The sequence below is a fragment of the Paenibacillus puerhi genome (genome assembly GCF_009846885.1).
GTDB classification, from domain to species: Bacteria; Bacillota; Bacilli; order Paenibacillales; family NBRC-103111; genus Paenibacillus_G; species Paenibacillus_G puerhi.
In genome coordinates, this window is sequence record NZ_WUWM01000009.1 from 94,698 (window position 1) to 120,798 (window position 26,101).

Consider the following 26,101-nt stretch of genomic DNA (forward strand, 5'->3'; position numbering starts at 1 on the left):
CAGGACAGCGCCCCGAATCTACTCCCTTAGATTCTTGACAATATATTATGTAAGGTGATAATGTGTACACTGTACACATTTTGATTGAGATCAATTGCTTAAGGGAGAGAAGAACATGTCGAAACTAATTATTCTTATTAGCTTGATTCTTATTTTTATAATCATTTTCGGTACCATCGTCTACGTTATCCTGGCTTCCAGAACAAGTCCCCCAATTCAACATCAGGCTTATATAGAACGGACGTTTACATCTGCAGATGGTGCGACAATCGCTTATAAATCGGTTGGTACAGGTCCTAATGTGATTGTAATTCCCGGAACCTTATCAGTAGCGGGCGATTACAGTTATCTAGCCCGCGAGCTCTCCCAGCATTACACGGTTAATGTTCTTGAACGAAGGGGTCGCGGTCATAGTGATCCGCAGAATGAAGATTATAGCATTATTAAAGAACGTGAGGATGTACTGGCTCTGCAGGAACAAACAGGGGCACATTATTTGGTAGGGCACAGTTTTGGCGGATTTGTTGCGCTTGAGGCTGCACGAAACAATGACAAGTTCACAAGGGTAGCCGCCTACGAACCGGGAGTTTCTATTCATGGCTCTGTCCCGACGGATTGGGTGGCATCTGCGCAGAAGTACATGGCGGAAGGCAAGCACCTGAATGCATTTGTTAAATTCGTCAAGGGATTTAACCCCGATAGTGCTAAGGCGCCGGATTGGCTCCTCAAGTTTATTTTGCCCCTGATGATCAAGAAGAACGAACGGCAGCAAAAGTACGACCTCATGCTGACCTCGATTAGAGAGCATTTGGAATCTGCAAAGTTAAACGATACACACCAAAACTACAGACAAATCTCTGCCGATGTGCTTCTAATAGGAGGCAGTAAAACCGAAAAGACTTTTGGGAAAATTATTCCTGCATTATCCGAAAGCATCCCTTCGGTAGAAACCGTCACAATTAATGGATTAGATCACTTTGGTCCGGACAACAGTGGCCAACCCAAAGAAGTGGCCCATCGTCTGTCTGCATTTTTTAGCGCTAACAATTAATAACGACCGCTCTTTTGCCCCTGATCCTTGAATGATGTATGATGATGGTAATCAAAAATACAGGTGATCCTATGTCAATTGTAGTACAAAGTGCTGAAATTAGGGCAAAACGATGACGGATAGATCTAATGATGATGCAGTTATCCCGCATTATGCCAAGCTTGCTTGGAAGTTGCAGGACACGAAGCCTGCCTCCGCCTCTTTGTCAAAACGACTGAATACGTATGTGGTTGTCAAGTCCGCGATAGAATTGGCAGATCGCGATGGGTTAGTGGGTTTATCGATTCGAAATCTTGCTAAGCATCTCGGGGTTACGACGATGGCCATATATAGACACATTCTCTCACGCGAAGAGTTACTGATTCTCATGGTTGACACGGCGCTCGGACCTCCATCTGACTCCATACGGGCAGCCGCTTCATGGCGGGAGATGCTGCGGACGTGGGGGAGAGAGTTATTTGAGCGATATAAAGCTCATCCCTGGTTACTTGACGCTCCGCTGCCCGGCCTTCCGACCACGCCTAATCATCTGCAATGGATAGAAGCTGTGCTTGCGGGACTGGAGCCGACAGGTTACCCATTACAGCAGCGGCTCGATATCGCATTAATGATCGACGGTCATTCTCGTAATATGGCTAATCTTGCCCGACAGAACGAGGATTGGATGTCTGAAGCGCCGAATGCTTCTATAGCCTGGTTACAACATTATGTCACTAAGAACTCACACCCCTTATTTAGTCGCGCATTAAGCGAAGGAGTGCTTGAGGATGAAGAAGCGTTCAATTTTGATTTCGGGCTAGATTGTATCATTAACGGATTAGATGCTTTGCCATAGGGTACAGTGAAACGTCCGCCGCGAGAAGGGACTCTGAACGAGTTGCTTCCATAAAGTTGAATAAATCTAGAGCAAGCTCACGACATTCCCGTCTGCAAGGCGCTGCCGATGATCCGAATCCGCTGGGCGATCTTCATGCCGATCGTCGCCTTGGCTACATCGCGGGTGATGACGAATCGGTCTTCATAGCCGCGGTAGATATAGCGGAAGTGGAGATCATGATCCTCCCGGTCGTCCCGGAATACTTTGATTTTCCGCGCGCGCAGCTCTTTGTTCACGTGAACCAGCTCTTTGTGCAGATGATCCAGCAAGACATGGGCCGCCATGACGTACAGCTTTTTGAGCGGAGAGGTAAGCAGCAGCAGGTCCTTACTGTTATCCTCCACGATGGTTAGCATAAAAGGCAGCAGGACAGCGTCCCGAATAAGCTCCAGCTCCTCATAAGTCGGTACTTTCGGTGTGGGTGCATCTTCGGGCTTGGGGGCGCTGCGCTCGACTAAGGTCTCCTTGTGTTCCGGCAGCATCATGCGGCTTGCTTCCCATCGTCCGTTTCCCGTTAGCTTTATACTCATCTGTAGTGTCCTCCAATTTTTATGCTTCGCTCACGCGCTTGGCCTGCAGTCAGCAGCGAGGAGGCCCGCAGCAGGGATGCACTGCCGAATCGACGTTTGATCTCATCCGTAGAGCGTTCCAGCCTGCGCAGCCTTTCTTTGTCCTCAAACAAGGAGAGCTGGTACGTTGCCCCTTTGCTTAACCCCGTTAACGTCACTCCAAGCCTGCGGACCGGGAGGCCGTCCCAGTGCCGGTAAAACAGGCGTTTCACCGCGCCATAGATATCGAATGTGATATCGGTGGCCTCGGGCAATGTCGTCTGCCGGCTGAAGCCGGTAGGATGATCGAAGTCCGTGCCGGAGCATCCGACGTGGATGACGCGGCCCATGTAGCCTTTCTTCCGTGCGCGTCTTCCTACTTCCTCCGATAGCTCGAGGAGCACGACGTTGATCTCGTCCGCTCGGGCATAGTCGCGCGGCAGCGTCATGCCGTGGCCTATCGCCTTTTGTTCGTTATGCGTCTGCGGCGTAACCGGCGAAGGGTCGATGCCGTTTGCCGTTTGCCAGAACAGCTCGGCCTGGATGTCGCTGTTTTTGCCCATTCGCTTACGGAGTTTATATTTGAGATCCGGCAAAGGCATCTGCGCCAGGTCGCCAATGCGATCAATGCCCATCCAGCGGAAGTGTTGGGTCATTCGCCGCGCGACCCCGTACATTTTTTCGATAGGCAGCGGCCACAGCTGCTTGGAGATGTCGGCGCGGGGCAGACTAAAGATGCCTTCGGCTGTTTTCTTGGCAAAGTTATCGCAAGCCGTTTTGGCCAGAACTTTGGAATCCCCGATCCCCACGCGGCTCCAGACGCCTGTGGACAGAAGAATCTTGGCCTGGATATGCTTGGCGATCTGGACAGGGGAGCCAAAATACCCTATGCTGCCTGTTACGTCCATAAATTGCTCGTCGATGGAGAACGGCTCGACAAGGTCGGTGAAGGACTCGAAGATGCCGGTAATCAGCAAGGAAACCTCGATATAGGTTTGCATGCGCGGACGAATAACGACCAGCTCCGGGCACTTGCCCAGCGCTTCGCCCAAGGTTTCCGCCGTCGTTACGCCTCGCTGCTTGGCAATGGGACAGGCGGCCAAAATAATACCCGAACGGCGGGCTGGATCGCCTGCGACGGCAACCGGCTGATGGACAAGTTCGGGGCGAGCGGCCTTTTCGACACTTGCGTAAAAGGATTGGCAGTCCGCCAGCAAAATCACACGCTCCATGCGCTTCACTCCTGGATGGGAACAAACGTTCTGTTTGTTGCTATTATATCCGAACAAGTGAGCTTTATACAACAGAAATAATTTGACAAGGAAAATAATTGGGAAGGCACATAAGGGTAATTAAAATACCGGGATGGAGCAAGAACGGATTTTAGGGGAAAATAGGTGTATACTTCTACTTATGAAGTTCCCATCATGAAAAATGAATAGATGAGGAGGGCTTGGACAGTGGGAGATGTTAAGCATCATCATGACGTGGAATGCGACCTGCCGAACGTAGGCAAACCAGCGCTTCGCGCATTCACTCAGGCGGGGTACTTGCGGCTTGAGCAGTTTACCCGACTGACGGAGGCCGAGCTTCTTAAGCTGCATGGGGTAGGACCTAAAGCGATAGAATTGATTCGGCGGGCCCTTGCCGCAAAGGGGCAGTCGTTTGCCGACAGGCCTTAATGTTCAAGAAATAGAGTGAATATGCGCTGCAGCTCAGGTGGCGATAGCGTAGGTTCATCCTCGTAAGGTCGCGGGTAGGTCTCCCGTCTCCGCTATTCTATTTCTATCCCGATTGTTGTATAGTGCTGTTATAGCGCCTTTGCAGGGCGTTTTTTTTACGATAAAAATAGAGTATGGGGGAATGAGAATGAAAAGGTACGTAATCTTATTTATCGTTCTGGTGCTTGCATGGGGAGGAGGCTGGGAGTTGTCGGCGGCGGCTGCCGGACAAGCCTCAGAAGGGGAACAGACTTATAAGGATTACCAGTTGGAAGCGCTGCGGTATTTGAACGAGCTTCGGGAAAACCTGGGCTTACAGAAAGTGAAGCTGAACCCGCAAATAACAAAAGCGGCGGAAAATCACGCCAAATATGTGGTCGATAATCGTACGGCGGGACAAGGCTTAGACGCGCATAACGAGACGGAAGGCATGCCTGGTTTTACCGGTAACGGCCCTACCGACCGGGCAAAGGCTGCCGGATACTCAGGTTCCGTGTCAGAGGTCATCTCTTATTCCGGAAACGGAGCGAAGGGCGCAATCGATTCCTGGCTCAATACAGCCTATCATCGATCGCCGTTAACTAGTCCGTTTGCAGATGAGTTTGGCATCGGGATTGTCAATAACACGGCTGTGCTTAATATGTCTTCTCAGAACAAGGGTGAAGATGAAATTGTGTTTTATCCCTATGATGGGCAGACAGGTGTAGACATTGGCTTCTACGGAGCAGAGAACCCGAATCCGTTGGAGCAATTTGGGATCGCCAAATCGGGCTATATTATTTCCGTTCAATCTGTACGAAATTTCGATCCATTTGAAGTAACGGTTACGGATAGTAAGGGAAGCAAGATTCCTTATTATTATGAGAAAAGAGGCATAGATTTCTTTATTTATCCTGTTTATGAATTAGCCTATGATGAACTTTATACGGTAGAGATCTCTTATGAGTCAAACCACAGCTTCAACTCAACCTTCAGAACAAAGCCGAAACCAGCCGGGGGCAATGGTCCGCAGGAAGTCAGCGTGAAGATCAACGGCAAATTCGCGCCAATTACCGGTCAAAAGCCGATGATGAAGGATGGCAGCACCTATGTCCCGCTGCGGGCGGTATTTGAACGCTTGCATTCCAAGGTAGATTGGGACGATGAAATAAAAACGATTGCCATTGCAAAGCAGGATACTTCAGTAAAGCTGACCATCGACAGTAATACCGCTTACGTGAACGGTCAGGAAGTTCATTTGGAGCAGCCTCCTTTTTTATACAATGAAACTGCTTTTGTGCCGTTGCGTTTTATCAGCGAATCGATCGGTGCTAAGGTAGATTGGGATGCGGCGGAGCGCGTTGCGCTGATCGATGTCGAACTAGGTGAAGCCGAGGACCCGATGGAAGAAGCAAGAGCTGCGGAAAAAGCCAAGCTTAAAGCGGAAAAGGCGAGAGAAGCGAACGTGCAGGAAACCCACCTGGGCGGTGTGGAGCAATTTAAGAGGCTGGTTGACCGGTACGGCTATCAGCTGGAACCAAGTCAAAGTGCAACAAGTGATGATTGGACCACCTATTATGATATAAAAGACGGCACCGGCAACATATTTGCCGAATACAATCAATCGCGTTTTTTCGGGGACAGTGACTTCCCGGTATATTGTTGTTGCTGCTTCCGCGCGGGCCGGCAATCAAAGGAGAGGAAGCGTTCAGCTATATGTCAAACGAACTTAATGATCCAAAGCAACAACCAAAAGTAAAATACATCACCATCAGCCTATTAATGGGATTGATCTTAGCCTCTATAGATCAGACTATCGTATCCACGGCTATGCCGACTATCATCAAACAATTGGATGGATTGTCCTTATACAGCTGGGTGTTCACCATCTATATGTTAGCTTCGACGACCGCTATCCCGGTTTACGGGAAGCTGGCGGATTTATTCGGACGCAGGAACGTCTACTTAATTGGCTTATCCCTCTTCCTGGCAGGGTCCGTTCTATGCGGATTCGCAGGAAGCATGACGCAATTGATTGTCTTCAGAGGAATTCAGGGATTGGGAGCCGGGGCATTGATGCCGATTACCTTTACCATAGTCGGGGATCTGTACCCGCCGGAATCAAGAGGGAAGTTCATGGGCTTGTTCAGCGCCGTGTTCTCGATCTCCAGCATTCTCGGGCCGGCACTCGGCGGAATGATCTCCGAACACTTAGGCTGGGGCTGGATTTTTTTCATAAACCTCCCGATCGGTATTCCCGCCATCTACCTTATGGCTGCTGCTTGGAATGAAAGCAAGCGCTATGCGAGACGGTCCATCGATTGGGCCGGTGTTGTCGCGTTCAGCATCTCGATCGTCTCTCTTTTACTGGCGCTGGTTCTAACCGGAGACTCACCAACCATAATCGCCTTGTTCAGTCTAAGCGCTCTCTTTCTTGCTTTGTTCATACGGATCGAGACGAAGGCGAAAGAACCGATGCTGCCGCTTCATCTATTTAAGATCCGCGTCATTGCTTTCGGAAACATTGCCGGATTTTTTATGAGCGCCGGAATGTTTGGTGCGATTGCGTTCATTCCTCTTTTTGCCCAGGACGTGATGGGGGTGAGCCCTACCTACGCCGGTTACATCCTGATACCGCTCATGCTGTCCGTAGTTGTGACTACGACAATAGGCGGAAGGTTGATGAGCAAGGTTTCGTACCGGGCCATTCTCGTTCCCAGCATGGCTCTAATGGCAATCGGATTGGGGCTGCTCGGTGGGATGACGGTTGATACGACTGCGCTGCAGTTGGTCTTGTACATGATCATTACGGGCCTAGGCATGGGGGCGCTGTATCCGGTAGTCGGCACTGCTGCACAAAGTGCAGTGGGGCCTGGAATCCGGGGTGTCGCTACCTCTTCCTCTCAATTTTTCCGGTCTATCGGAGGAACGATCGGAGTCAGCGTGCTTGGCAGTTTGCTAACGCAGCGAATGGCTGCAGGCGGAAGCGAAGCCGATTCCAGAGTGGTGCTGAGCCATGCCTTGAATAGTGTCTTCCTGGTTGGGCTCGGCTTTGTCCTGATCGCTCTGATTGCCTGCTTCTTGATGGGGAATGCGAGATTAGTTCCGAAAGCTAGCCATGTGAAGCAAGGGGCTTGAACGTGCATGGTAGAACGGATGGTTGTCCGTAAGAGCGGCCCTTCGTAAAATAAGTATAGACCGATCCAATAAATGAAACAGCGGCGGACTAAATTGTTTAGAATGCCGCTGTTTTATATGGATGGACGGAAATGGATCGCCAGAGCCGCCGCTCGAATGAGATGTACCTGGAATGACCGTATTCCTTTTTAATGTTAAAATGACATGAACACATACAGCAATTTGGAGGGGGAACCATTGTTTGATTTTTCTACCTTGTTGACGTTCGTAGTCGTCGTACTTGGCTTGTTCTTGATACCAGGGCCGGCTGTTCTTCTTACAGCTACTCGTACGATACAAGGCGGGCGTAAAGCGGGAGTCCTTGCAGGCGCGGGGATCGCGACCGGCGATTTGATTCATACCCTATGTTCAGCAGCCGGACTTTCGGCCATCCTGATGACGTCTGCCCTTGCCTTCAATTTTGTCAAATATGCAGGAGCGGCCTACTTGCTTTACTTAGGAATTCGCGCGATGTTGGAAAAGCCCGCAGCGCCTCAAGCGGCGAAGCCTTCTCCGGCAACGACTTCAAGCGCTTATTGGCAAGCCATCTTCATTGAAGTTTTAAATCCGAAAACAGCTCTTTTCTTTCTGGCGTTTTTGCCGCAGTTTGTGCATCCGGAGCGGGGGGACTCTTTCCTTCAAATTTTGACACTCGGTCTGATCTTTGTACTGCTGAGTATCCTGTACACGACCGGTATCGCGATGAGTGTCCGTCTACTCGCGGGATTCATCAAACGGGTCTCTTGGATAAGCCGTTGGAGCGGTAAGGCCGTAGGGGCTATTTATATTAGTCTTGGGTTGAAGGTGGCCGTAGAGAGTCGGTGATGGAAATAGGAGGGGGCTTGATCGGACGCTATGCTGGGAAGGAACTTGCTAGCGCGCCGGATGATGACGGTCTTGGCTGAGAAAGTTGAGGAATTAGGAAGTGATATAGTATGATCTGTTAAACATGCGAAATAAAGGAGTGTCCTAACGTTGTTAAATGACAGGCATCGTTTTACTATTATTGTTTCTTATAGCAATGCTGCTTGCGCTGCCCGGAATGGTCTCGGCGGCTGAGGTCGTGATCAAGGATGCTAATCTTGAAGCGGCAATTCGGGCCGAGCTGAAGCTTTACGGCCGGCCGTTGGACCAAGCCGATATGCTGAAGCTGACTTCACTGTTTCCTAAAGATTCGTCTCAAAAGATAGAGAGTCTTGAAGGGCTTCAGCATGCTGTCAACGTAACAGAGCTTTTTCTGCCGAATTTGGGCATCTCCCATATCGGGCCGCTCGCCGGGTTAACCCAAGTCGGTTTTCTTGGCATAAACGGGAACGAGATTGCGGATGTGGAACCGCTTCGTCAGTTAACAAGTTTATCCAGGCTCGTCATCAGCGAGAATCAGATTGAAAGCATCGAACCGTTATCGAATCTCCACAGTCTAACCGATCTGCTGATCGGAAACAACCGGATCAAAGATGTTGCCCCGCTGAAGGAACTGCCACTTCGTTGGCTAGTTATCAATAACAATCAGTTGGAGGATATTACTCCGCTGAGGGATATCCCAACGCTGGAAAACCTGTTTCTGGAGCATAACCAAATTTCCAACATTGACGTTCTGCTCGAGCTGCCGAAATTAAAAACGGTGATGCTGGAAGGAAACCCGCTGAACGAACAGGCTGCATCCGTTATGGAACGCTTGAAAAATAAAGGCGTTACGATTAAAGCTTCTGAGGCAGCGACTGGAAAAAAGAATGATTCGATCCGAGTACTGCTGGACGCTTAAAGCGTTTCGTTTGACGAAGCGCCTTTTATAGCGAATGGAACGGTGCTTGTGCCATTCAGGCCGCTTTTTGAACAATTAGGTATTGAGATTAGATGGAATGCGGAAACGAGGACGATTACCGGCGAGAAAGAGGGGACGCGATTAGTGCTTCAATTGGATAACCCCGTGGCGGAAGTAAACGGCAAGATGCTAGAGCTTCCGGTCGCTCCGACTCTCCTTAACAACAACACATTCGTGCCGCTGCGCTTTGTATCGGAATCGATTGATGCCAAAGTTGAATGGATGGACGCAAGCCGCTCGGCGATCATTCAGACCAAGCGAGAATTTAAGACTAAAGACGGCGAATTCCATTTTACGGCCTACGGCAAGTGGGATCCTGTCAGCTACCCGGAAGCGCCTCCGGAGCTGCTGCTCGCGATCAAGTACTTCAACCACACTTATTTGTTGATACACGAGGACTCAAAAAGCGGAAAATGGAAGGGAACGACATTAGCCGAGTACGTGAAGCAGAACAGGGATGACAGGGTGATCACAAGAGAAGCGATTATCGAGGAGAAAAAAATGAAGGTATTTGACCGCAACGCTCTTCAATTGACCTATGTCGATGACAGCGATTGGACGAAGCGTATCGTGACTTCGATCTTTTTCGAAACGGAAAGTCATTTCTATGAAATTATGAATAATTCGTATGAGGATACATATAAAGAATCGATTAATGATTTCCAAGATATACTCACCACCATGACATTTAAGCAGCCGTAATCCTGAATGCCAGCGGCAAACCGGGTACGGTGCCGTCAAGCAGCTCCGAATTCACCATTTTTCAAAAACGGCTCTTGAACTCTGGAAAACTTTGATATATAATCCATTTCATAAGGTTTCATAGCGAGGTCAACGGAAGCACCGTTGTCCGGGACATTTTGTCTCGGCAGCGCGTGCTTTTTTTGCGTCTCAAGTGAAAACAAGGAGGGAAAGCGATGATGAATCGGCTGCAGCTGGCACTGCTGGATACCGACGAATATTTTGGCGATATGCTGTCCGTTTACCTGCGGTCATCCGAGTATGCTCAGCGATTCGACTTACAGCGGTTCACCAGCCGCGAGGAGGGCTGCTCCTTTCTGGCGGAGGCGAGGGAGCCTTTGATCGCCCTTGTGCATGAATCTTGGCTCCCGCTGCCTGATGAAGCTTTCGGATTAAGAGCCGGCTGCATCTTAATTGTAAGTGAAACAGAGCGGATGGGGGGCCTCGTGGAATATCCGATTGTGTTCAAGTACCAGCCGCTGAATACGCTGCTGGCCTCGGCGGCCTCGCATTATAACGAGTTTAGCGCAGGAGAGCCGCTAATCGGCAGCGCCAAGGGGACCCAGGTGACTGCTGTGTATGCCGCGGCAGGAGGCAGCGGGAAAACAGTGACGGCCATTCACTTGTCCGCCCAGCTAGCCGCTCTCGGTGAGCAGGTGCTGTGCTTCTCGCTGGAGCGCTTGCCATCGTATGCCTGGTACGACAGCCTCGGTCACAGGGAGGAACCCGATGATCCCTTCTCCAGGCTGCTGTATTATGCAAAGTCGAGACCGGAGCTGCTGACCGCCAAGCTGGAGCAGGCCAAGCAGCGCCATCCGCAGTGGCGCTTCGATTGTATTCGTCCATTCTGCGAGCCTGACGAGTGGACCGATATGGAGCCTGCGGACATCGGCGAACTGCTATTAGCCGCCAGGCAATCGGGGCTGTACGACCGGATCATTGTCGATTCCGATTCGTCCGATTCCCCCGTTGTGCTTGAGCTGCTTCGTCAGGCGGATTTGGTGCTATGGCCGGTAGCGGATGACTGCGTCCAGCTCAGGAAAACGAGCGATTGGATCGCTGGCCAGCGCAAGCGCAACGGGGAAGAGGCCCGGCAGCTGCTGGAGAAGGTGCGTTTCCTGCATAACCGGAATACCGGGCAACGTCTGAATGACTTCCGCGCGTATTCGATTGAGGTCAGCGGCCAGCTGCCGTACGTCCCGGAATGGAAAAGCGTGGCCTGCGTCGAGGGCATGCTGGTGCGCGGTTTTGCCGATGATGCGGCTGCTCTGGTACGCGGAGGTGGCCGGAGTTGAAGGAGGAGCAGCAATGGCTTGAGCTCCGCGCCGAGCTCAAGCGGGTCGTTCAGGATCAGATCGACTATGGCAGCAGCCTGTCGGATGAGCAGTTACTCGATCTGATTGAAGCGGAGGTATTTGACCGCTCATCGCGCAGTTATATGACCGCAGGGAGAAAGAAGCTGCTTGTCCGGGATATTTTTCACTCTTTTCGCGGGCTCGATGTGATCCAGCCGCTGGTGGATGATTCGGAGATTACCGAGATCATGATTAATTCGCATGACCGGATCTTTGTGGAGAAAAACGGAAGCGTGGTAGAGACGGGAATCGCCTTCGAAAGCAGGGAGAAGCTGGAGGATACGATCCAGGCCGTCGTAGGCCGGGTCAACCGCATCGTCAACGAATCGAGCCCGGTCGTGGACGCCAGACTTCCCGACGGGTCGCGTGTGCATGTCGTGCTTCCGCCGATCGCACTGGACGGACCGACCATGACGATCCGCAAGTTTCCTGCCGACCCGATGACGCTGGAGGATTTGCAGCGCCGGCAGGCGCTGACCCCGGAAGCCGCCGCTTTCCTGATTCGTCTGGTAAAGGAAAAGTACAATATTTTCATCAGCGGGGGTACTGGTTCGGGCAAGACGACCTTTCTCAATGCGTTGTCCCAGCATATCCCGGCGGATGAACGGATTATTACGATCGAGGATTCGGCCGAGCTTCAGATCCGCGGCGTGCCGAATGTGGTCCGGCTGGAGACGCGCAACGCCAACACGGAAGGGCGGGGGGAAATCCCGATCCGCGAGCTGATTCGCGCCTCGCTACGGATGCGGCCTAACCGGATCATTGTCGGCGAGGTGCGCGGGGCCGAGGCGTTGGATATGCTGCAGGCTATGAATACTGGACATGAGGGGAGCTTATCGACGGGGCATGCAAATTCCACGGCGGATATGCTGAGCCGGCTGGAGACGATGGTGCTGAGCGGAGCGTCTTTGCCGCTGGATGTGGTACGCAAGCAGATGGCCTCGGCCCTCGATGTGATGGTGCATCTCCAGCGGCTGCGAGACCGGAGCCGCCGTGTGACGGAGATCAGCGAAGTACTGGGCATGGAAGGAGGTGAGGTAAGGCTGCAGCCGATCTATCGGTTCGTGGAGCGAGGGGAAGCTCCGGACGGCCGCGTGATCGGATGCCTGGAAGCTGTAGGCCAGGAGCCGCTTGCTAGGGACAAGCTTGCCGTCGGCCTTGGTCTGGCAAGCGGATGATAGATCATTATGGGGGAGGCCTGCGCATGAAGGCCAAGCGTTGGCTGGATTTGAGTGAAGCTGTGAGCTGGAGGTCTTTGCCTTTTACCAAAAAAACGGGCCTAAGCGATAACAAGCCTTTTGCACGGCTGACAGACTACGAACAGTTGGAGCTAAGTGCACGTCAGCAGGGATTGGCGGTCTGTGCAGGTGCCTTGTTGTGCGGGGCGCTAGCCTGGGTGTTTTATCGGCATCCCGTTGCGGTGGCGCTCTTCGCATTCGGTGGGCTGCTTTTTCCTGCTATGCTGCGGAAGCACTTGCTAACGCGCCGAAAAGCCCAGCTTAAAATTCAGTTCAAGCAGCTGTTGTCCGCCGTCTCCACCTCGCTCGGTGCAGGGAAATCGATTGAAACTGCCTTTCGCGACGCGATGCAAGATCTGCATCTCCTTTATCCGGATTCGTCGACCATGATCATCCGGGAGCTGGAGATCGTCAATCGGCGGCTGGATAACGGGGAAAGCATCGAATCGGCGCTGCTTGGCTTTGCACAGCGTGCCGGGCTGGATGAAATCGGCCAATTCACCGACGTATTCGTCATCTGCAAACGGACGGGCGGCAGCCTGGTTCAGGTGGTCCGGAGAACCTCTATGCTGATTCAGGAAAAGCTGGATATCGAGCAGGACTTGTCTGTTACGCTGGCTCAGAAAAAATTTGAGGCTAAGCTTTTGTCCGCAGCGCCCGTTGCGTTCGTGGCGATGATGGCCTGGACTGCACCGGATTATATGGAGCCGTTGTATGAAGGAAGCGGGCGTGTAGTCATGACGGCGGCCTTGGCAGTGCTAGGGCTGAGTACCGTCTGGATAAGGCGAATTATGAACATAAGGGTGTGAGGGGATGCCATGGATGCTCTTTTTGCTGCTCCTGCAGGCGGCGGCTATTCCGGCGGCGGCGACAAAATCGCATCAAGCGTATGCGTCCTGGCTGGAGGAGCATTGGCGCTTGCGGAAAGGAGATGCGCTGTATTGGTTAGCGGCAGCCGCGCTCGCCGCTATGGAAAGGCTGCGTCTCTCCGACAGGTTGAGCGAGCCGCTGCACAAGGTGCACCAGATTATGGCTGGTTTGCATGGGGCGAGGCAGGCGCTGGCACGAACGCGCTGGTTCACGGTGCGTGCCTTGCTGTCCATGTACGCAAGCCTCGCCTTCTTCATCGCGCTAGGCGCACTTATGGACGACGAGCCCGAGATGCTCGTGTATGGCGTTGTATGCGCGGCAGCCGCGCCGTTCGTTCTGTACAAGCAGGAGCAAGCGAAGCTGCTGCGCAAGAAGCGGGAGATGCTGATCGAGCTGCCTGAGGCCTTGAATCAGCTGATGCTGCTTGTTGGGGCCGGGGAAACGGTACAGCAGGCGATTATCAGGATCGCGGAACATAGCAGCGGCTCTTCCAATCCGCTCCGTCAGGAGCTGAGCGAGACGGCAGGCGCGCTCCGGATGAATGCTTCGTTCGCCAAATCGATGGAGGAGTTCAGCAAGCGGTGCGCGATGCAGGAGACGACCCTGTTTACGACAACGCTTCTGCTCAATTACAGGCGCGGAGGCGATGAAATGCTCGTATCGCTGCGCGAGCTGTCGATGACCCTATGGGACAAGCGCAAGGCGCTGGCCAAGACGCTCGGCGAAGAAGCTTCCTCGAAGCTGGTATTCCCGATGGTATTGATCTTTTTTGTTGTCATGGTGATTGTGTCCGTCCCGGCTCTGATGATGGCAGGCTAGCAGGCTAGCCGAGTGTTAGTCCAGCAGGACAAAGCTTGAATTTACGAGGAGGAGACTGGGATATGAGTATGCAGCTTAAGGAAGGCTGGCTTCGTTTTTGGAAGGAAGAGGACGGGCTGGGAACGTTGGAGATTTTGTTGATTATTGCCGTTTTGATTATTATAGCGATAGCTTTCAGAAAATGGATCGTGAAATGGATGGGGGAGTTATTTGGTAGCGCGGATGAGCAAATAAAGCTCGAAAGGGAAAGCATTCGTGGTGATGGAAACGCGCTAAGTCCTCCGAAAACGCCGTGATATGGGGCAGTCAACGTCATCATAGACTGCGCCTCCGCTTCTGGCGGGATCGCAGCGGCCAGTTCACGCTGGAGGCGGCGATGACCTTGCCTGTCATTATGCTTGCAACGTTCGTGCTGCTGGCGGTAGCCGTGTATTACTATCAGCAGTCCAGCTTGTACTATAAGGCCGGGAGGTCGGCGGAGCGGACAGCCTATATTTGGGACAGCAGCAGCAAGGACTATGTCACGGGGGCCGTTCATCCAACGGCCAGCGATGGTCTGTACTGGAGGATTGCGGCAGACGGCTTGTCCCAGTGGTTCAATGTGCTGCGGCCGTTCGAGCCGGTAAGCGTGGCGCTTCCGCCAGCTGCAGGCGGCTCTGGCGGAAGCGGCGCCTCCGGCAAGCTGCTGAAGGCGTCGGGAGAGCTGGGAAGCGAGCTCAGGGGCGGTTTATCTTACCGGCACTACGGCCTGTTCCGTGTCGTCCATGCTTCGCTCGAACGCATGGTCCGGCTGCCGGATTTCGTACGGGACTGGTTCCAGGGCTCTTCCCGGCTGCAAGCGGGCGTCTCATCCCATGTGATCGATCCCGTCGAAACGATTCGGCTGACGGATCTGACGCGAACCTTCATTGCGGGGATCCAGGGTCGTATCAAGCCGAAGGCGGCGCTTGCCTTGATGACGGAGCCCGTGACGGGCAAGGCCACACGACCGGCCATCACCTCGCATGCCCAAGCGGCACAGTATTTGCGCCTGCTGGTAGGGGGAACGGAGAAAATGGTTCAGGTCACGCCTGAGACGAAACGGCAAATCGACGCGCTGGATGCCTCGGGGGTAGCTCATCAGGCCTACTATACGTTTAATGAAAAAAATTTGCGTGAGGTACAGCTCCCCAAGGATGCGGAGCTGCTCAAAGAAGGCTCGCAGGTAAAGGGAGTGGTCTGGCATTTCTTCAAGCTGTCGAAGCAGGATCGGGTCAAGCTGACGCAAGTCTTAAAACGTGAAATCGAGCGCAACGGCATCGTTATTATATTCCATGAATAGCGGGGAGGAGGAGAAGGTTGTCCAGGCGAAACGGACGGTTCAGACGCGAGGACGGCGCGGTTTCCGTCTATCTTATGCTTATTTTGCTGCCGATGCTTCTGCTATTGGGGCTGTTGATCGATGTATTGCGCTGGAGGACGGCGGACCAGCAGGCGGAGCTTGCCGTGAAGGCGGGGGTACGTTCCGTTATGGCCGGTTTTTCGAAGCCGCTGCAGGCCTATGGACTGTTGGCTCTCGATACGAGCGGAGATGCGAACATCAGTCAGGTGTTCAGGGAAACGGTACAGGGCAACCTGGCCGCCCCCGCTGAGGGAGGGGGCTTTGCCTGGATCGAACCGAAGCTGGAGGCGGAGGCCGATGCCCCCCGAGTTACGGCTATGTACCCGTTGTCGAATCATGAAATTCTAAAGCGCCATATTCTGGAGGAAATGAAGTACCGGGCGCCGCTGAGCTATTCGCTGGAGCTGATGGACAAGTGGAAGAAAAACGGTGTCACCGCCAGTCTGGGACAAGCGTCACGCTTCGGCGAGCATGCGGCTCGACTGGAGAGGGTGCTGGAGGATCGGGACAGCAGGCTGGAAGAGGCCTGGGACGCATTCGAGGAGATTCGTCAGAGAGCAGGGGAGATCACGCCTTTTTATCGGACTCAGCTGCGTGATCTGGACGAGCTCAGCTCCAAAATTGGCATCCATACGCTGGAGAATGTTCGTGCATCGCTGCAGCAGGCACAAGCACAGGTCAATTCCTTGGAGCAGCAGATGCGAAGCATCGATGCCTCGATCGCTTCGCTTGCTCAGGCGGGTGCGGCGGCGATCCCTTCTATTATCCAGCTTAGTCAAGCGAGATCGCAGCTGAATAGCGAGTACGCGAAAGCCAGGAAGCTGGTCGCGGATGCCGAGGAGATGCTGAGAAACTTTGCCCGCTACGCGGAATTGCTGGTCGTTATCCGCACGAAAACAGCGATCGATCTGCCGCAGCTTCAGACGGACCTGCGCGAGTTTCAGCAAGCCCACCGGCAGGCGGTCGAAGCTAATGAAGCTGTGGAGCTTGAGCTGGCCAAAATCCGAGGAAACGGCGAAACGCAGTCCGGAGACGGCTTAGCTTCTATAGCAGAGCTGGAGCAACAGACGTTTGCGGAGGTTAAGGTGCTTAGCAGACAGGAGCTGGAAACGTGGCAAGCCGACGTGGTGGGGGCGGTGGCCCAGTTTGCGGGCTTCGATGCGCAGATGAATGACGGTATCTGGTTTACGCAGAAGAAATATGCCAATACCCTTCAGGCGCTTGAAGGCTTTCAGAGTTCCATTGAAGCGACGGCAGCCCGGATGAGTCCTACCGTAAGGAGTCAGCAGGCAAGCTCGCGAAGCATTCAGGCGGGCAAGCGGGAGCAGCGCTCCAAGGCCGAGGCTGTTCTAAGCGAAGTCCAAAAAAGCCTGGGGGCCTGCAGTCTTACGGCCGGCGCTGATCCTTATGAAGCGATATATCTTGCGCTGGAGGGCAATCCCCGGACCCCGGAGGACAAAGGATTGTTCGGCAGCTATATGCAGCGCAACGCAGCTCCATCCGGCGCGGATGCCCTCCCGGCGATTCCGATGGACAGCGCGGATAAGGCAGGATTAGGAGCCCTGCAGCTGGTTGCCGGTCTGGAGAATTTGCTCATGGATATTAGAGACGAGTTCTATGTCGATGAGTATGCCGTCACCAAGTTCAGTTACCGGACCTTAGGTTTAGGTAGAGAGGCTTCCGGAGGAGTCCGCATGTCCAAGGAGCTGTCCCGGCCGGACCAACATCCGCTCACGAATCAGGAGGTGGAGTATTTAATCTACGGCGCCAGCTCCTGCGCGAGCAATTATTCGCTCGCCTACTTGGAGATGTTCGCATTCCGTCTTGCGGTAGGCACGACGGAGGCGCTGCTGGAGCCCCGGAACGAAGCGCTGGCCGCAGGCTCGCCGCTGCTTGTGCTGCTGGCTGCCGTCGCTGAGGGTGCGGTGCGCGCCCAGGCGGACATGGCCAAGCTGATTCAGGGCGAGGAGGTGGCGCTGTCCCGTAAGCTCAGTCCGGCGGTAACGCTGAATTACCGGGATTACTTGCGGATCTTTCTGCTGCTGCACAGCCGGGAAAGCGTCCTGCTGTCACGCATGCAGGCTCTTATCCATCATCATACATCCGTCGATCTGTCCGAGGTTAGCACCTATGCCTCCGGCCAGGCTACGGTTTCGTTCCGATTCTGGTTTATGGGGAGCGTGATGCGCTTGATCGGTGCAGACGGCTTCGGGGGCTGCGGCCGGGAGGCATCCCGCTGCCTGCTGACCAAATCGGCCGATTTCCGGTACTAAGGATAGACGGGAAAAGGAGGAAGGAAGTCATGCGCTTGGCCAAATCGTCGGAAGGCGGCATCGTGCTGGAGGCTGCGCTGGTGCTTCCGCTTTTCGTATCCCTGCTGATGCTATTTGTGTCCTTGCTCCGTCTGGCCCAATGCGATATGGCCTTGCAGTTCGCCGTGTCGGAATCGGCTAAGGTTATCGCCGCCAATATGTACCCGGTGGAGCAGCTCTACGCGGAGGCCCGTCAGCGTTTGGCAGCCAGCACGCCCGGCGTTTGGCTGGAGCAAGCGGTCACTCAGGCAGAGTCCGCCCGCTCCCGCGTTATCGATGCGGAAACGTTTGTCGAGGACTACGGGCGATTTATACCCGAGCCGATCGTCCGCATGATGGCCTGGGAGAAGGATTACCGGACGGAGCTGGAGGCGGCGGCGGGGGAACAGACGGACCAATGGAAGCGGGCCGTGCGGCGCAAAGCGGCAGAGGCAGCGACGCCGTTGATCGCAAGCTTCGGCGACACCTCCGTGCTGCGGCCGGGGAAGTTCAAGGTGACGGATGTGCAGCTGCCCGACTTCCATAACGGGACGTCGTCCGAGGTTGTGATCGAGGCGCAGTATGAGTACACCCTGCTGCTGCCTTTCTATAAAAGGACGATGGTTCTTCGCAAGCAGGCGAGGGAACGCGCATGGATGGGAGGATAGAATCATGGACTGGTGGTTTGTCGGCTTGCTGCTTACGGTTGCCTTCGTTACGGATGTACGCAAGCGGGTGATTCCCAACTGGCTGACGGCATCCGGGGCAGCGGCCGGGCTGGCGGGGCATGCATGGGCAAGCGGCTGGGACGGGCTGGCCGGGTCGACTGTGGGACTTGTTGCAGGCTTTGTGCCGATGCTTCTTCTATATGCCCTGCGGGGGGTCGGAGCGGGAGATGTGAAGCTGTTCGCGGCTATCGGGGCGGTGACGGGGGCTGCCTTTACTTTGTATGCGATGGCGGTTTCACTGTGCTTTGCCGGGTTTATCGCGTGCTTGGTGTTTTTGTGGAGGCATGACAGAGTGCAGAAATTCAAGGAAGTTTTTGGGGTGCTGCTTAGAATGTGGCTGTTTCGCGATCTTGCCGCGCTGATAAAGCCTGTCGACGAAAGCGAAAGGCTTAAATTCCCCTTCATGTGGGCGGTACTGCCGGGATCGGCGTATGCCTATCTGGCCTGGCAAGGGCTGCTGTGACCATGTGAGATACGCGGCAAATGAACGGATTGGAAGGGAGGGAACCGGCAGTGACTCAATCGCTGTATGGTCTTCAAGTTGAATTTGTCAAGCAATATGGACACGACATGGCAATATCCGCCCCAGAGGGGCTGAGACGGGAGGAACTGTCCGAATTCCAGCTTCGGATGCTGACGGCCAATCGGATTCCGAGGCTGCTTGAACTGAAGATGGAAGCGAAAGACGGCCATTGCACGTTGTATTATAACGTGGCCGGCAAGCGTATGCTGGCACAGACGCTTCGCATGGAGCCAATTACGATGAAGCAATACTATAGCCTGCTGCTGCAGGTGGCAGAAGTGCTTGCGGATAGCGCGATGTACATGCTCCAGCCCGGGAGGTTTGTGCTGAAGGAGGACTTTATGTTTTGCGGAAGCGGGCTGGATCAGCTTTATTTTACTTACCTGCCCATGGAGCGGGCGGAGAACAAAAGCAGCGTCTCCGCGGATCTGCAGCAGCTCGCTTCGAGATGGATTCACAGGGTCAGTGAATTACAGGGAATGGGCTTTCAGGAGCTGATGCGGTTTTTGCAAGAAGAGAGCTTTAACCTGCCTGAACTGAAGCTGCTGCTGCATCGCCAGCTCGAACGGCTAGCCGGTACGGCGGATTTACCGCCGCCGCATGCGTTTACCGGGAGAAGTGGGATGAATAATGGGACCGGACAGCAGGAGGAGCCGATAGGTTTCCCGAATCAGAGTGCAGACGGAGGCAAGCTGATGCCACATGCTGTACGTCATTCGGAGCGAATAGAGACAGGGTACCCGCCATCCCGTCCGGCAAAAGGAAGCTTGGGCCGGGAGGAGGCGAACGGAGCGTCCTCAACTCCTCCATTAACCGGCCCAGCGTCCTTCGGCTTCGAAGCTGCAGCGGCGTTTTCCGCTGCGGAGCCAGCCATGCCGGGAGGAAGCGGCGGGCTTGCGAATGCGGAGGCGCCCCGTTTCCGCCGGCTGCCAGTTGTGCTTGGCATGATTCTTGGGCTTAGCTTGTTATGGAAGCTGTACGCTGATCGCCCGGACGAGCAATTTCTATACATATGCGCTGGCGGTTCATTCGTGATCGTCGCAGTCGGTGTAGGCCTGCTGCGGATGAAAGTCTCCGTCAGCCGCGATCCCCTGCCGGATCCACGCACTATTTCAGGGCAGAGGTATATTCCGGAGCCTCCTGACTGGCCTGCTGCGGCGCCCCTGGCATCTGCAGGGAACAGAGGATCTATCGGATCCGATCAATTCGCGGTCGGCGATTTAGCGGCAAGCGGGCTGGCAAGTGTAGACAGGACGCCGCTTGTCGAAGCTTCTTCATTTCTCGAAAGTACAGGGCTAGCAGGCTCCAATATGCGCCAATCGGATGCCCTTGGAGCTAGCGAGAGAAAGGGGGGAATGCCTGGGGGGAGTGCCGGATTCAGGTCGGAAGCAGGCTTGCACGGGCGTACGACGATGCTTCGCCGGGTTGACGCAACGGTGGTCCTGTCCCCGTCCAAGGCACAGGGGGTACGGCCGGGAAAGCAGCTGGAAACGAACCGGGAAGGAAGGCTGGAAACCATACCGCTGAGCAAGACGAGCTTCCTGATTGGAAGGCATGGCAGTGAGGTCGATTATGTACTGGATGAAGCAGGCGTCTCGCGTTTGCATGCTGAATTCATCGTGGAGCATGAGGGAGCGGTTGTGAAGGACCTCGGTTCCAGCAACGGCACCCGAGTGAACGGCGAGCTTCTGGTCCCCTACCAGGGAAGGCCATTATGCGATGGCGATAAGATCATGATCGTCACGACCGAGTTTACCTACAAGGCGTAGGCAAGTAAACAGAAAGAGCTGTCACCTGTATTTTTAGTTAAAGAGGAGACCTGATTACGGTCTCCCCAATTCTAATTAGAAAGGACTTCCTCAATAAGCTCAATAATATCTTGTGACTTGACAATGGCATTCGTTTCTTGAAGGAAATTAATAATTCCAATAAAGGAATTGTTTTCATGTTGGGTTGAGGTGTGTTCATTTTCAAGGTAAATAAATGTTATCTATAGGAAAATCCATAAAGTACTTTGTTAGATATGGCGTCGACGACAACGCTATATTCGGTGAAGGTTTTTGGAACTTGGCCTCTCACGCTCGTTTTACCCGGTCTTTCAATACCTATAAAAGTAACTATAAAGCATGGAGCGTTAGATATAAATCCGTTTTTGGATAATGTTGGATTACTTTTTAAGGCATCTTCAGAGAATAACTTAAAATCAGAATTCGTGATATGATGAAACTCCACTTCAATTATTTTAGCTTGCTCTGCGTAGCCTGGAGCATCTGTCTTTGCGGCATTTACTGCATCTTCGGATTGCTTTGCAGAAATGGAATGATCGTTTGGCTTTGAAAGATCATCATTAATCTGTATACCCAATTCTTTGAGTTCCGCCGGATCATGATGTGAAGATTCGATAAACTGAATTTTACTAGATATAGTGGATTGAGAAGCATCACTATTTCCAATGACCAATGCAGCAGCAGATAGACAAATAACAGCAATAATTAATAATCTCTTATTGTTCAATTTATCCTCCATTTCCATGAGTACTAGTAACTATAGTATATGTATATAAATTCCATCAGTCGTTATCCTCTTCCTCATGTGGAAAGCATACTCCCTAAGATGGGGAATTCTGGCTATTTTATTATAAAGGATGTTCCCTGCAATGGACAGTAGGAGGATGGGGCTCGTTATTGCTCACGTAAAATCAGGTATAGCCACTCGCTTCCATTCACGGAAGTAAGGTGGCTTTTTTATATGGTCAGATGTTGAGAAAAGGCAGCAAACCTAGGCATTTTCTGAACAATATTAGCTGCTGCACATTGGTTGGCTAAGAGCTATACCATCCGAAAACAGGCCGCTGTCGCCCGCGGAATGAGTTCGTTGGATGGGGGTTATATACGGTATAGTCGGCGGTACAGATAATGAGGATTGTAGCCGCTTCCATGGCGGACCAGCCATCCTGTGCCGGGTAAGCTATGAGGTCTCAGGTTATCATCTGATGATGCCCAATCAAACAAGAAAGAGAAGCTTCAGCCGGCAGGCCAATTCTATCGAAGGAGGGGTTGCGATCTGTTTTCGCATTCAGTTCGTTTAAAAGTCTCAAACAAAGCTGACCACAAAATTTAAGCAACACGCTCGGAGAGGAGGCTATCTGATGAAAAAATATGTATCTATCCTGCTTGCGGCTGCAATGCTTTTTTCCTGCATGCCTGCGAATGTCAGTGCGGATACCGGGAGCAGCACTCAGCTTCCGGCATTTCCGGGAGCCGAGGGAGGGGGCAAGTATACGAGCGGCGGCAGGGGAGGCGACGTGTACGAGGTGACCACGCTAGCCGACTATGGCGTCGGTGAGGCGCCGATCAAGGGCTCGCTTCGTGATGCGGTGAGCGACAGCAATCGAACGATCGTCTTTCGGGTAGGGGGCACCATTCGCCTTAAGCAAAGCTTGAAAATTACCGGCTCTAACCTGACGATTGCCGGTCAGACGGCCCCGGGTGACGGAATTACGGTAGCGGATTATACGACAACGATCGATGCGGATAACATCATTATGCGTTACATGCGTTTCCGGTTAGGGGACCGGTACCCCAGCGAGGATGACGCATTTGGCGTGCGCTACCACAAGAACATTATCATTGATCACTGCTCCTTCAGTTGGTCGGTGGATGAGGTTGTCAGTCTGTACGACAACAAGGATACTACCGTTCAGTGGTCTATCTCGCAAGAAAGCATGCTGATGACGACTCATCAGAAGGGACGGCATGGCTATGGAGGTATTTGGGGTGGCCAGAATGCCTCCTATCTGCATAATCTGATCGCCCATAGCGTAAGCCGCAATCCCCGCTTCGCTACAGCGGTTCTCATGTATCCGGACTATGTGGAAGCCTCCAATAATATCATCTATAACTGGGGCTTCATGTCCACCTATGGCGGCGGAGACAATTTCTCCTATAACCTGACCAACAACTATTACAAATACGGGCCAAGCACGTACAAGAACGTCCGGAGCCTGCTTTTTGGGGAGCTGTCCTCGGGCAGCCATATGTATCTAAACGGCAACATTATGGATGGTAACCTGGCGGTGACCGCCGATAACTGGAAGGGCGTACAGAAAATTGAGGACCGACAGGCTTCCGAACTGTCCGCGCCGATTCGGATTGCAGACGGTTATTCGCCCGAATCCGCTCAGGCTGCTTACGAGCATGTGCTGGCCGATGCCGGAGCTAATCTGCCCAAACGGGACGCTTATGATGCTCGCGTCATTCAAGATGTAAGAAACAGAACGGGCCAGCATATCAATTCCCCGCTGGAAATCGGAGGCTACCCGGATTATGAAACGGTGCAGTCGACGGTGGTCGATGCTGACCATGACGGCATGGACGACGCCTGGGAGCTCGCCAGAGGGTTAACTCCCCTTAGTGCCGAAGACCGCAATGGAACCGAGCTGTCTGCGGAAGGCTATACGAATCTGGAGGTCTATCTGAACGACCTGATCGTACAGTTGAAAGCGAACGGAGAGTATGCGGACAACCCGGCGGTGACCATTACGGCTCCCGCCAATAATACGGTTGTGGAGGCCGGCAGCAGCGTATCGGTAGCGGCCGACGCAAGCGATATCGACGGCATTGCGCGGGTGGAGTGGATACTGAACGGCAACAAGGTGGGCGAAAGCACATCCGCTCCGTATAGCTACACGTGGAATCATGCTACGGATGGCACTCATTACTTGGTAGCCAAGGCAGTAGATACCAAGGGTTTGTCTACCCAATCGAACAATGTGGCGATTCACGTCAATACCCCCGGCCCCATTGTTCCGTGGACTGCGAGCGATGTCGGCGATGTCGGCATTCCCGGCCACACGCAGCTTATTAACGGCGACCCGTCTGCTGTAGTTATAAAATCCTCGGGAGACGTCGGTCAGCCCATGACGGCGGAAGACGGCAAGCCGGTGCACGATGCGTTTCAATACGCTTACCAGTCCTTGACCGGCAACGGCGAAATCGTCGCGCGTGTCGATCGGATTACGGCGACGGATGACAACGCGGAAGCAGGCGTCATGATCCGCGATACCCTGGACCCCGGCTCCAAGATGGCTATGCTATCCATGGCCTATGTGAAATTCGGCAAGACGGCCGTCATGATGACCCGCAATACGGCTAATAAGGCCGCCACTCGCAAGGAGTCCGAGGATTTTCTGAACTTCCCTTACTATGTCAAGCTGGTCAGGTTAGGGAATGAGGTTACCGGGCTCATCTCGGCAGACAAGTCGGAATGGAAGGTCGTATCCACGGCAAACGTTCCGATGGGAGAGAAGGTTTACTTCGGTCTTTTCGCGGATGCATCTAAAGCAAACGATGAGATCCATAAATACAATACCTCCGCCTTCTCCGATGTCGTGGTACGGGAGCTGGCGGACGACTATCCGCAGATGCCCCAAAATCTCGCCGGTCAATCGGGAGACAGGCAGGCTGAGCTGAGCTGGAGTGCCGCAGAGACGGCTGTATCGTACAAGATCAAGCGCAGCGAGGTTCCGGGAGGGCCGTACAGTCTGATTAAAAGCGATGTGACGGAAAACGGATATATCGATGCCGGGTTGACCCCGGGCAAGCCTTACTATTATGTCATCACTGCGGTCAATGACCACGGCGAAAGCTTCCCTTCGCAAGAGGTAAAGGTCGAGCCTGCTGGCGAGCTGGAAAATGTTTATTATGTCCATGATGATTATGAAGCGGTGGAGCTGGAAACCGTGCCCGCTAACTATACGGTAACGCCGGACCCGAAGACGGACAAGCAAAAGACGGTAGTCGCCAGCGTACCCGGTACCAACACCGGCAATACGTCCGAGAGAGCCTTGTATCTGTATGATGCCGCAGTCGGAAATGTTGGCTTCACCCGGGCATTCGCCCCGCAGACGGGAGCATTCATCCTGGAGACGGATATGATGTTTCCTCAGGAGTCCGGCACCTCGGTAGCTCTGCAGGCAAGACAAGTCGTGGGGGAGCCGTTTATTTGACGGCATCAACTACACGCTCCTTGGGCTTATTGCCCTCATTACGATTCTCCCATTTATCAACGTCATTGCTGGCTCCTTTACGACCGTCCAGGAGCTGGCGCAAAAGCAGTTCGTCATCATTCCGACCGTATTTTCCCTTGATGCTTACCGGTATATTTTCTCCACCAATACGATATTCCGAGCGATGGCCGTATCGATCGGCGTGACAGGGATCGGCACCTTGGTCAGCATGGTGCTGACCAGTCTGATGGCATACGGGCTCTCGAAGCGCGAGGTGGTCGGGCGAAGTCAGGTCATGTTCCTGGTGATGTTTACGATGCTGTTCAGCGGGGGGATGATCCCTACCTTCTTGGTCGTCAAGGCGATGGGGCTGATCGATTCGTACTGGTCTCTCATTATTCCCGGCGCCATCAATGCTTTCAATCTGATCATTATGCGCAATTTTTTCTCGAATCTTCCGGACGGGCTGGAGGAGTCCGCCAAGATCGATGGCTGCTCGGACTGGGGCATTCTGCTGAGGATTGTCATCCCGCTCTCCATGGCCGCGATCGCCACGATCTCTCTGTTCTATGCGGTCACGTATTGGAACACGTATATGCAGGCGGTACTGTATCTGAACGACTCGACAAAATGGCCGATTCAGGTTATCCTTCGCCAGATCGTCATTCTGGCCAGCGGGATAAGCGCGGATACGTCCGGCTTCGACGATAGCTTCATTACGCCTCCGGAGCAAACGGTAAAAATGGCGGTCATTGTCGTCGCTACGCTTCCCATTCTGCTCGTATATCCGTTCTTGCAAAAGCATTTTGCTAAAGGGGCGCTTCTCGGCTCCGTTAAAGGATAGGCGGCTTGTACCCCTATGGAAACATCATTCGAATTACCTCCCTGGGTAATCCGATGAATGCCAAGGGGTATTTTTTTATGGACCTACCTCCGGTGGAGGTGAAGGTGGGGCAGAGCCCGTCGTCAT

22 protein-coding genes and 1 pseudogene are annotated in these 26,101 nt (G+C 53.4%); 20 read left to right on the top strand and 3 right to left on the bottom strand.

Features of this window, described 5'->3' with window-relative positions; all coding sequences use genetic code 11:
• The first annotated feature begins 115 nt into the window (after window positions 1-115).
• The gene (locus GSF01_RS10140; RefSeq protein ID WP_159883504.1) at window positions 116-1,051 is read left to right on the top strand and encodes an alpha/beta fold hydrolase; all 936 of its coding nucleotides are present in this window, start codon (window positions 116-118) and stop codon (window positions 1,049-1,051) included.
• A gap of 112 nt (window positions 1,052-1,163) precedes the next feature.
• The gene (locus GSF01_RS10145; protein WP_159883506.1) at window positions 1,164-1,886 is read left to right on the top strand and encodes a TetR/AcrR family transcriptional regulator; all 723 of its coding nucleotides are present in this window, start codon (window positions 1,164-1,166) and stop codon (window positions 1,884-1,886) included.
• A 77-nt stretch (window positions 1,887-1,963) separates the two neighbouring features.
• Here GSF01_RS10145 and GSF01_RS10150 read toward each other — a convergent pair whose 3' ends face one another.
• Both GSF01_RS10150 and GSF01_RS10155 read right to left on the bottom strand, forming a co-directional pair.
• Window positions 1,964-2,458 (bottom strand): hypothetical protein, encoded by a 495-nt coding sequence (locus GSF01_RS10150; RefSeq protein ID WP_159883508.1) that lies wholly within the window; start codon window positions 2,456-2,458, stop codon window positions 1,964-1,966.
• The gene (locus GSF01_RS10155) at window positions 2,455-3,708 is read right to left on the bottom strand and encodes a DNA polymerase IV (protein WP_159883510.1); all 1,254 of its coding nucleotides are present in this window, start codon (window positions 3,706-3,708) and stop codon (window positions 2,455-2,457) included. The genes GSF01_RS10150 and GSF01_RS10155 overlap by 4 nt, the downstream gene beginning before the upstream one ends.
• A gap of 228 nt (window positions 3,709-3,936) precedes the next feature.
• Here GSF01_RS10155 and GSF01_RS10160 point away from each other — a divergent pair, with 228 nt between their 5' ends.
• The 16 genes and pseudogenes from GSF01_RS10160 (at window position 3,937) to GSF01_RS10235 (ending at window position 20,893) form a co-directional block, all read left to right on the top strand.
• The gene (locus tag GSF01_RS10160; protein WP_235941390.1) at window positions 3,937-4,158 is read left to right on the top strand and encodes a helix-hairpin-helix domain-containing protein; all 222 of its coding nucleotides are present in this window, start codon (window positions 3,937-3,939) and stop codon (window positions 4,156-4,158) included.
• A 187-nt stretch (window positions 4,159-4,345) separates the two neighbouring features.
• On the top strand, window positions 4,346-5,935 hold the full coding sequence (locus tag GSF01_RS10165; protein ID WP_159883514.1) for a stalk domain-containing protein: 1,590 nt from the start codon (window positions 4,346-4,348) through the stop codon (window positions 5,933-5,935).
• Window positions 5,893-7,314 (top strand): MDR family MFS transporter, encoded by a 1,422-nt coding sequence (locus GSF01_RS10170; RefSeq protein ID WP_159883516.1) that lies wholly within the window; start codon window positions 5,893-5,895, stop codon window positions 7,312-7,314. Before GSF01_RS10165 ends, GSF01_RS10170 begins: the two co-directional genes overlap by 43 nt.
• A gap of 237 nt (window positions 7,315-7,551) precedes the next feature.
• Complete coding sequence (locus GSF01_RS10175) at window positions 7,552-8,178, top strand: LysE family translocator (protein WP_159883518.1); 627 nt, start codon at window positions 7,552-7,554, stop codon at window positions 8,176-8,178.
• 181 nt (window positions 8,179-8,359) lie between these two features.
• Entirely contained in the window at window positions 8,360-9,118 is a 759-nt protein-coding gene (locus tag GSF01_RS10180) for a leucine-rich repeat domain-containing protein (RefSeq protein WP_159883520.1), read from the top strand.
• Window positions 9,119-9,133: 15 nt separating this feature from the next.
• A pseudogene (locus GSF01_RS10185) lies at window positions 9,134-9,880 on the top strand (copper amine oxidase N-terminal domain-containing protein); the annotation flags it as partial.
• Between the two features lie 215 nt (window positions 9,881-10,095).
• Window positions 10,096-11,214: a P-loop NTPase family protein gene (locus GSF01_RS10190; RefSeq protein WP_159883524.1), complete on the top strand. Its 1,119-nt coding sequence runs from the start codon at window positions 10,096-10,098 to the stop codon at window positions 11,212-11,214.
• A complete protein-coding gene (locus GSF01_RS10195; protein WP_159883526.1) occupies window positions 11,211-12,452 on the top strand; it encodes a CpaF family protein in 1,242 nt (413 codons plus the stop codon). The genes GSF01_RS10190 and GSF01_RS10195 overlap by 4 nt, the downstream gene beginning before the upstream one ends.
• A 26-nt stretch (window positions 12,453-12,478) precedes the next feature.
• Window positions 12,479-13,321: a type II secretion system F family protein gene (locus tag GSF01_RS10200; protein WP_159883528.1), complete on the top strand. Its 843-nt coding sequence runs from the start codon at window positions 12,479-12,481 to the stop codon at window positions 13,319-13,321.
• 4 nt (window positions 13,322-13,325) lie between these two features.
• Window positions 13,326-14,201: a type II secretion system F family protein gene (locus GSF01_RS10205; protein WP_235941391.1), complete on the top strand. Its 876-nt coding sequence runs from the start codon at window positions 13,326-13,328 to the stop codon at window positions 14,199-14,201.
• Between the two features lie 62 nt (window positions 14,202-14,263).
• Window positions 14,264-14,497, top strand: a complete 234-nt coding sequence (locus GSF01_RS10210; RefSeq protein ID WP_159883530.1) for a Flp1 family type IVb pilin — start codon at window positions 14,264-14,266, stop codon at window positions 14,495-14,497.
• Window positions 14,494-15,522, top strand: coding sequence for a TadE/TadG family type IV pilus assembly protein (locus GSF01_RS10215; protein WP_407945757.1), 1,029 nt, complete (start codon window positions 14,494-14,496; stop codon window positions 15,520-15,522). The genes GSF01_RS10210 and GSF01_RS10215 overlap by 4 nt, the downstream gene beginning before the upstream one ends.
• 17 nt (window positions 15,523-15,539) lie before the next feature.
• The gene (locus GSF01_RS10220) at window positions 15,540-17,855 is read left to right on the top strand and encodes a hypothetical protein (protein WP_235941393.1); all 2,316 of its coding nucleotides are present in this window, start codon (window positions 15,540-15,542) and stop codon (window positions 17,853-17,855) included.
• Between the two features lie 29 nt (window positions 17,856-17,884).
• On the top strand, window positions 17,885-18,541 hold the full coding sequence (locus GSF01_RS10225) for a TadE family protein (RefSeq protein ID WP_159883532.1): 657 nt from the start codon (window positions 17,885-17,887) through the stop codon (window positions 18,539-18,541).
• Between the two features lie 4 nt (window positions 18,542-18,545).
• Complete coding sequence (locus GSF01_RS10230; protein WP_159883534.1) at window positions 18,546-19,064, top strand: A24 family peptidase; 519 nt, start codon at window positions 18,546-18,548, stop codon at window positions 19,062-19,064.
• Between the two features lie 50 nt (window positions 19,065-19,114).
• Window positions 19,115-20,893 carry a DUF6382 domain-containing protein gene (locus tag GSF01_RS10235; protein WP_159883536.1) on the top strand — a complete coding sequence of 593 codons (1,779 nt, stop codon included), beginning with the start codon at window positions 19,115-19,117 and terminating at the stop codon, window positions 20,891-20,893.
• A gap of 217 nt (window positions 20,894-21,110) precedes the next feature.
• Here the strand turns inward: GSF01_RS10235 and GSF01_RS10240 are convergent, their stop codons facing one another.
• Window positions 21,111-21,638, bottom strand: coding sequence for a hypothetical protein (locus GSF01_RS10240; protein ID WP_159883538.1), 528 nt, complete (start codon window positions 21,636-21,638; stop codon window positions 21,111-21,113).
• Between the two features lie 634 nt (window positions 21,639-22,272).
• On the opposite strand from GSF01_RS10240, the gene GSF01_RS10245 reads away from it, so the two are divergent.
• Complete coding sequence (locus GSF01_RS10245) at window positions 22,273-25,131, top strand: Ig-like domain-containing protein (RefSeq protein WP_159883540.1); 2,859 nt, start codon at window positions 22,273-22,275, stop codon at window positions 25,129-25,131.
• A gap of 4 nt (window positions 25,132-25,135) precedes the next feature.
• On the top strand, window positions 25,136-25,975 hold the full coding sequence (locus GSF01_RS10250; protein WP_159883753.1) for a carbohydrate ABC transporter permease: 840 nt from the start codon (window positions 25,136-25,138) through the stop codon (window positions 25,973-25,975).
• Window positions 25,976-26,101 lie beyond the last annotated feature (126 nt).

Coding starts and splice junctions, on each gene's coding strand:
- GSF01_RS10140 (WP_159883504.1), top strand. CDS start 116: ATGTCGAAACTAATTATTCTTATTAGCTTGATTCTTATTTTTATAATC.
- GSF01_RS10145 (WP_159883506.1), top strand. CDS start 1,164: ATGACGGATAGATCTAATGATGATGCAGTTATCCCGCATTATGCCAAG.
- GSF01_RS10150 (WP_159883508.1), bottom strand. CDS start 2,458: ATGAGTATAAAGCTAACGGGAAACGGACGATGGGAAGCAAGCCGCATG.
- GSF01_RS10155 (WP_159883510.1), bottom strand. CDS start 3,708: ATGGAGCGTGTGATTTTGCTGGCGGACTGCCAATCCTTTTACGCAAGT.
- GSF01_RS10165 (WP_159883514.1), top strand. CDS start 4,346: ATGAAAAGGTACGTAATCTTATTTATCGTTCTGGTGCTTGCATGGGGA.
- GSF01_RS10170 (WP_159883516.1), top strand. CDS start 5,893: ATGTCAAACGAACTTAATGATCCAAAGCAACAACCAAAAGTAAAATAC.
- GSF01_RS10190 (WP_159883524.1), top strand. CDS start 10,096: ATGATGAATCGGCTGCAGCTGGCACTGCTGGATACCGACGAATATTTT.
- GSF01_RS10200 (WP_159883528.1), top strand. CDS start 12,479: ATGAAGGCCAAGCGTTGGCTGGATTTGAGTGAAGCTGTGAGCTGGAGG.
- GSF01_RS10205 (WP_235941391.1), top strand. CDS start 13,326: ATGCCATGGATGCTCTTTTTGCTGCTCCTGCAGGCGGCGGCTATTCCG.
- GSF01_RS10210 (WP_159883530.1), top strand. CDS start 14,264: ATGAGTATGCAGCTTAAGGAAGGCTGGCTTCGTTTTTGGAAGGAAGAG.
- GSF01_RS10225 (WP_159883532.1), top strand. CDS start 17,885: ATGCGCTTGGCCAAATCGTCGGAAGGCGGCATCGTGCTGGAGGCTGCG.
- GSF01_RS10230 (WP_159883534.1), top strand. CDS start 18,546: ATGGACTGGTGGTTTGTCGGCTTGCTGCTTACGGTTGCCTTCGTTACG.
- GSF01_RS10245 (WP_159883540.1), top strand. CDS start 22,273: ATGAAAAAATATGTATCTATCCTGCTTGCGGCTGCAATGCTTTTTTCC.